Source organism: Acinetobacter sp. UBA1297, from assembly GCF_002307755.1.
Lineage (GTDB): Bacteria > Pseudomonadota > Gammaproteobacteria > Pseudomonadales > Moraxellaceae > Acinetobacter > Acinetobacter radioresistens.
This window is the reverse complement of record NZ_DBUF01000013.1, coordinates 7,878-13,762: the sequence shown is the minus strand read 5'-3', so window position 1 is coordinate 13,762 and position 5,885 is coordinate 7,878. Positions and strand designations below refer to the sequence as shown.

General features: G+C 40.3%; 5 protein-coding genes. 3 read left to right on the top strand and 2 right to left on the bottom strand.

Translation table 11 applies throughout. The features are described from left to right. Positions 1–789 (bottom strand): acyl-CoA dehydrogenase family protein (locus tag B3R63_RS05540; protein WP_286729013.1); only part of this gene is annotated, 789 nt, incomplete at its 3' end. Between the two features lie 609 nt (positions 790–1,398). Here B3R63_RS05540 and B3R63_RS05535 point away from each other — a divergent pair. Together B3R63_RS05535 and B3R63_RS05530 are read left to right on the top strand one after the other, a co-directional pair. Next, positions 1,399–2,604 carry a 3-oxoadipyl-CoA thiolase gene (locus B3R63_RS05535; protein WP_026444194.1) on the top strand — a complete coding sequence of 402 codons (1,206 nt, stop codon included), beginning with the start codon at positions 1,399–1,401 and terminating at the stop codon, positions 2,602–2,604. Between the two features lie 108 nt (positions 2,605–2,712). Continuing rightward, the gene (locus tag B3R63_RS05530; RefSeq protein ID WP_005014172.1) at positions 2,713–3,564 is read left to right on the top strand and encodes an IclR family transcriptional regulator; all 852 of its coding nucleotides are present in this window, start codon (positions 2,713–2,715) and stop codon (positions 3,562–3,564) included. A gap of 43 nt (positions 3,565–3,607) precedes the next feature. On the opposite strand, the gene B3R63_RS05525 is transcribed toward B3R63_RS05530, so the two are convergent. Then, a complete protein-coding gene (locus B3R63_RS05525; protein ID WP_286729179.1) occupies positions 3,608–4,825 on the bottom strand; it encodes a CaiB/BaiF CoA transferase family protein in 1,218 nt (405 codons plus the stop codon). A 246-nt stretch (positions 4,826–5,071) separates the two neighbouring features. On the opposite strand from B3R63_RS05525, the gene B3R63_RS05520 reads away from it, so the two are divergent. Next, positions 5,072–5,885, top strand: an 814-nt coding sequence (locus B3R63_RS05520) for an acyl-CoA dehydrogenase family protein (protein WP_286729012.1), incomplete at its 3' end; no start/stop codon positions are given.

The following is a 5,885-nucleotide window of genomic DNA, read 5'->3' as shown; positions in this document are numbered from 1 at the left end:
CAGTGCGTCATCCAGCATACGTTCTGCTACCCCTACACTATAGGCTCCAATATGCAGACGTCCTTTATCAAGGACTTTCATGGCTGTTTTAAAACCGACCCCTTCCACTCCTCCAATCAAGGCAGAGGCAGGTACACGACAGTTTTCAAAGATGACGTCACAGGTATGTGAACCCTTCTGCCCCATTTTCTGGTCAATTTTTCCAAGAGTAATACCTGGATTATCGGCTTCCACTAAAAATGCAGAAATACCGCCTGAGCCTTTAATTTCAGGATTGGTTCTGGCCATTACGGTAAAGGTTGCAGCATGTGGAGCATTAGTGATATAGCGTTTAGTACCATTCAGGATATAAAAATCGCCATCTTTCACTGCTGTAGTCTTTAAAGATGCGGCATCAGAACCAGATTCCGGTTCAGTCAGGCAAAACGAACCGATGATTTCACCACTGGCATAGCGTGGTAAATACTTCTGTTTTTGCTCTTCAGTGCCATCAATCAAGATTGCGCTAGAACCAATACCGTTATTGGTTCCAATAAGTGAACGGAAGGCTGGTGAAGTCTGACCTAGTTCAAAGGCAACTCGTACCTCTTCCTCCATAGTAATTCCTAAACCGCCATACTCTTCAGGGATAGTGAGTCCAAATAAACCGAGTTCACGCATTTTCTGGATGAGGTCTTCAGGAATTTTATCTGCTTCGGCAACTTCGTGTTCACGTGGAATAAGTTCATTTTTAACAAAATTTCGAATCGTTGAAAGCAGCTGTTCAAGCATTCCTTCATCACGGATCATCAGAGATCTCCCTACCTATTTATTTTAAACGCTATAGATTTTTCACTTCATTTAGATTTCACAATGAAAAATCTGGTTTTACTTATGCTGTTCTGAATAGTAAAAGATAAAATGCACAAAATTCAAGCTTTTTTGAAAATTAATTTCGTCGAGCGAAATTAATATTTTTAATTTATAAAAATCAAATAATTAATAAAATAATAAAAATATTTTTGATTTTACTTCGAAATTAATTGCAAAAAAATTTAGACATAACAGGATAAAAAGAATATAGTTTTGCTATACGAAACAAAGAAATCAATATAATTAAGACCTAGGAATCAAGAGCTAAAGGCAATACTTGTCTTTTTCATTGCACTGAAATTTTAAGCTAAAACATAAAAACCCAGTGCTTTTCTAGAATCTTAATTAAGAAGATGGAATGTAAGAAATCCCAAATTTATAGGCCTTATATGCACTCATCACTGACTGCCAAGCTCTTCACAGATTGAACTGACAAATAAATGTAGCATGATGAATGACTTATAAGCCTTAAGCCGTAGTGATACCAAAATATTTTTTGAGTAATCAAAAATTACTCTCTTACTATCTCTGAAATGGAGTTTTCAAATGCTAAATGCCTATATTTACGATGGTTTACGTAGTCCGATTGGCCGTCATGGGGGTGTACTCGCGTCTATACGTCCTGATGATCTGGCAGCAGAAGTTATTAAAAAGCTCATTGAAAAAACAGGTGTACCAGGGACAGATATTGAAGATGTTATTCTGGGTGATACGAATCAGGCTGGCGAAGACAGCCGTAATGTAGCACGTATGGCTGTGTTATTGGCCGGTTTGCCAGTTACTGTACCCGGACAGACAGTAAACCGGTTATGTGCAAGTGGTTTAGGGGCTGTTATCGATTCGGCTCGTGCCATTACCTGTGGTGAAGGTGAACTGTATATTGCTGGTGGTGTAGAAAGCATGACCCGTGCACCATTTGTTATGGGCAAAGCAGAAACTGCATTTAGTCGTGAGGCAAAAATCTTTGATACCACTATTGGTTCACGTTTTCCTAATAAGAAAATTACTGCGCAGTATGGTGGCCATTCAATGCCTGAAACAGGCGATAATGTAGCTGTCGAATTTGGAATTACCCGTGAACAGGCGGATACCTTTGCTGCACAGTCACAGGCGAAATATCAGCAGGCAAAGACTGAAGGCTTCTTTGAAGGAGAAATTACTCCTATTGAAGTTTCTCAAGGTAAAAAGTTACCGCCTAAACTGGTTAGTGAAGATGAACATCCACGTCCATCTTCTAATTTTGAAGCTCTATCTAAATTAAAACCCTTGTTTGAAGGTGGTGTAGTTACTGCTGGAAATGCTTCTGGTATTAATGACGGCGCAGCAGCTCTACTGATCGGTTCAGAAACAGTTCAGGAAAAATACGGCTTAAAACCAATGGCAAAAATTTTGTCAGCGGCAGCGGCAGGTATTGAACCACGTATTATGGGTGCGGGTCCTATTGAGGCAATTAAAAAAGCAGTCAGCCGTGCTGGTCTGACTCTTGATGATATGGACATTATTGAAATCAATGAAGCTTTTGCTTCACAGGTATTGTCCTGTTTGAAAGGTTTAGATGTAGATTTTAATGATCCGCGTGTTAATCCAAACGGAGGAGCAATTGCAGTAGGCCACCCTCTTGGTGCTTCTGGCGCCCGTCTTACACTAACAGTTGCACGTGAATTACAGCGCCGCCAGAAAAAATATGCGGTGATTAGTCTTTGTATTGGTGTAGGTCAAGGTCTGGCTATGGTCATTGAAAACGTTTCCTGATTTTTTGAGTTTAAAGATCCATTCACTATAAAAGTGGTGAATGGATTAATTTTGTTTAACGAAATATAATGAATAACATATTTATTTTTCATTATATTTGAGGCTTGAATGTCTGAAAGTACCAGAGTAGAAAAAACTGAAAAAATAACCAATCTGGATGAAATTCGTCTCGACCCTATCTCTCATATACATCGTGAAAATAATCCGCAATTTATTGCCTCTTTGGCACGTGGATTAGAGTTACTGCGCTGCTTTTCTGCTCATAAACAGGTCTTGGGTAATCAGGAACTAGCCAAGATGACAGGTTTACCGAAGCCGACAATTGCCCGTATTACTAATACGCTAGTAAGCTTAGGCTATTTAAAACAGTTGCCAAATTCTACAAAGTATATGCTTGATATAGGTGTACTTTCCTTAGGCTATTCAGCCTTGTCTAATATCTCTATTCGCAATACTGCTCATCCGCTTATGGAAGAGATGAGTAAATATGCTCAGGCACCGGTCGCTATGGCAACCCGTGACCGGTTGAATATGATTTATATTGATGTAGTACAAGTAGAAAGCTCACTGAATATGCGTCGCCCTATTGGTTCGACTTTACCCATTTATAGCAGCTCTATGGGACGGGCCTGTCTGGCAGCTACACCAGAACATGAGCGCAATTTCTTGATGGATGCACTAGCCAAGAAAAATCCGGAGAACTGGCCTTCAATCAAACGTTCACTTGAACGTGCTTTTCGTGATTATCAGGACTATGGCTATTGTTTATCTTTAGGAGAATGGCATAAGGAAGTAAATTCTGTGGCGGTACCCTTGGTAAGCAGTCAGCATGGATTATATGTCTTTAACTGTGGAGCACCCAGCTTCCAACTCAGTCCCGAGCGCCTCGAAGATGAAATCGGTCCGCGCCTGATTCATATGGTGCACAATATTCAGGACTCATTAAATGAAATTATGTAAAATATAAAAAGTCCCCGACTTGTAAGAACGGGGACTTTTAAATTTACTGAATAATTTTCTTTTCTTTCAGTTCTATAATTTCTGTTTCTGATAAATACCGGCTTAGAATATTTTCAGTATCTTGTGCTAAACACGGCGGCGCCTTTTGATACTCTACCGGTGTTTTTGAAAGTTTAATAGGTGAACCAATAGATGTATAGTTCTGCTGCAAAGAATGAGGCATGTTAACTACCATCTCCCGGGCAATCACCTGCTCTTCTTCTAAAGTCTGCTTTAAATTGTTAATCATGCCGACCGGGACTTTAACCTGATGGATAATTTTCACCCATTCCTCGGCTGATCGTGTCATAAAGTGTTGCTGTAATAAAGCAGTCAATTCTTCCCGATAAGTGACACGTCCAGAATTTTGCCTGTAATGTGGATGAAGAGCTAACTCAGCCAGACCAATACTTTCACACAGTGCTTTAAACTGGCTATCATTACCACAGGCAATAATAAACTCGCCTTTTTCAGCTTTAAATACCTGATAAGGTACAATATTGGCATGAGCATTGCCGAAACGGCCTGGGACTTTTCCCGAGGTTAAATAATTCATGGCCAGAACAGATAAGGAAGCAACCTGTGTATCTAGCAAGGCCATGTCAATATGTTGACCCTCGCCCGTTTTTTCTCTGGAAAGCAGTGCTGCCTGAATAGCAATAGCTGAATAGAGCCCGGTGGTTAAATCTGCAAAAGCCAAGCCAGCCTTCTGGGGACCACCACCTGGCAGGTCATCCCGTTCACCGGTGACACTCATCATACCGCCCATACCCTGAATAATAAAATCATATCCGGGCTCATCTGCACGAGGTCCTTTCTGTCCGAACCCTGTAATAGAACAATAAACGAGTCGCGGGTTGATTGTTGCTAACGTTTCATAATCAAGACCATATTTTTGAAGTGAACCCGCTTTATAATTTTCAATTAATACATCAGATTCAAGTACAAGTGTCCGGATAAGCTGCTGCCCTTCCAGAGTTGCTAGATCAATAGCGACTGAATGCTTACCCCGATTTGCAGAAAGATAGTAAGCAGACTCCTGAGTGTCTTGTCCTGAATCATCTTTTAACCAGGGTGGTCCCCAACGACGGGTATCGTCACCGCTATAGGGTTTTTCAATTTTGATGACTTCAGCACCCAAGTCAGCCAGAATCTGACTGCACCAAGGGCCTGCCAGAATACGGCTTAGATCCAGCACTCTAAAACCTGTCAAAGCACCCATCATTCTACTCCTTACTCTTGTTCTAATTTCCCTAGAAATAAAGTAAATTTATTTCATCAAACGAAATAATATTTTATTTATAACACAAAACTATAGATTTTATATAAAATATAAAGCTATATTTAGACAAATTAATTTTGCAGAGTAAAATTAATTTTTATTATTAATTAATTTCAGTGCCAGAAAATTATTCATATAGATTTTTAGTCTTTTCCTTTGTAAAGAATATAACTCCAAGGAGTCAGGATGATTCGTAATCAGGAAACACTGGATCAGTTACTTCATATGATTCAGCAATTTGTTAAAAATGAATTAATGCCACGTGAACATGAGGTGGCCGAAAAAGATGAAATGCCTCAGGACATTATTGACCAGATGAAAGCATTAGGCCTGTTTGGTCTCACTATCCCTGAGGAATATGGCGGTTTAGGACTGACCATGGAAGAAGAACTTTATGCAGCCTTTGAAATTGGTCGTACCTCACCTGCTTTCCGCTCTATTTTTGGAACTAACAATGGAATTGGTTCAAGCGGTATTATTATTGACGGAACTGAGGAGCAAAAACAGAAGTATTTACCACGCTACGCCAGTGGTGAAATCATCGGTTCGTTTTGCCTGACTGAACCGGAATCAGGTTCTGATGCTGCATCTTTAAAGACTACAGCAGTGAAAGATGGCGATTTTTATATCCTGAATGGTACTAAACGCTATATCACCAATGCGCCGCTAGCAAGTACCTATACCGTAATGGCCAGAACCAATCCTGATATTAAAGGCGCAGGCGGTATTTCCGCTTTTGTAGTTGACCGTAATACTTCAGGCATTAGCTTAGGTAAAAAAGATAAAAAGATGGGGCAGCAAGGTACTTATACCTGTGATGTCATCTTTGAAAACTGTCGTGTACCTGCCTCTGCCCTGATTGGAGGTGTGGAAGGTATTGGCTTTAAAACAGCCATGAAAGTCCTCGATAAAGGACGTTTACATATTTCAGCAGTCAGTGTTGGTGCAGCCGAACGTATGCTGGATGACGCACTGCGGTATGCCGTTGAACGTAAACAGT

Coding starts and splice junctions, on each gene's coding strand:
- B3R63_RS05535 (WP_026444194.1), top strand. CDS start 1,399: ATGCTAAATGCCTATATTTACGATGGTTTACGTAGTCCGATTGGCCGT.
- B3R63_RS05530 (WP_005014172.1), top strand. CDS start 2,713: ATGTCTGAAAGTACCAGAGTAGAAAAAACTGAAAAAATAACCAATCTG.
- B3R63_RS05525 (WP_286729179.1), bottom strand. CDS start 4,825: ATGGGTGCTTTGACAGGTTTTAGAGTGCTGGATCTAAGCCGTATTCTG.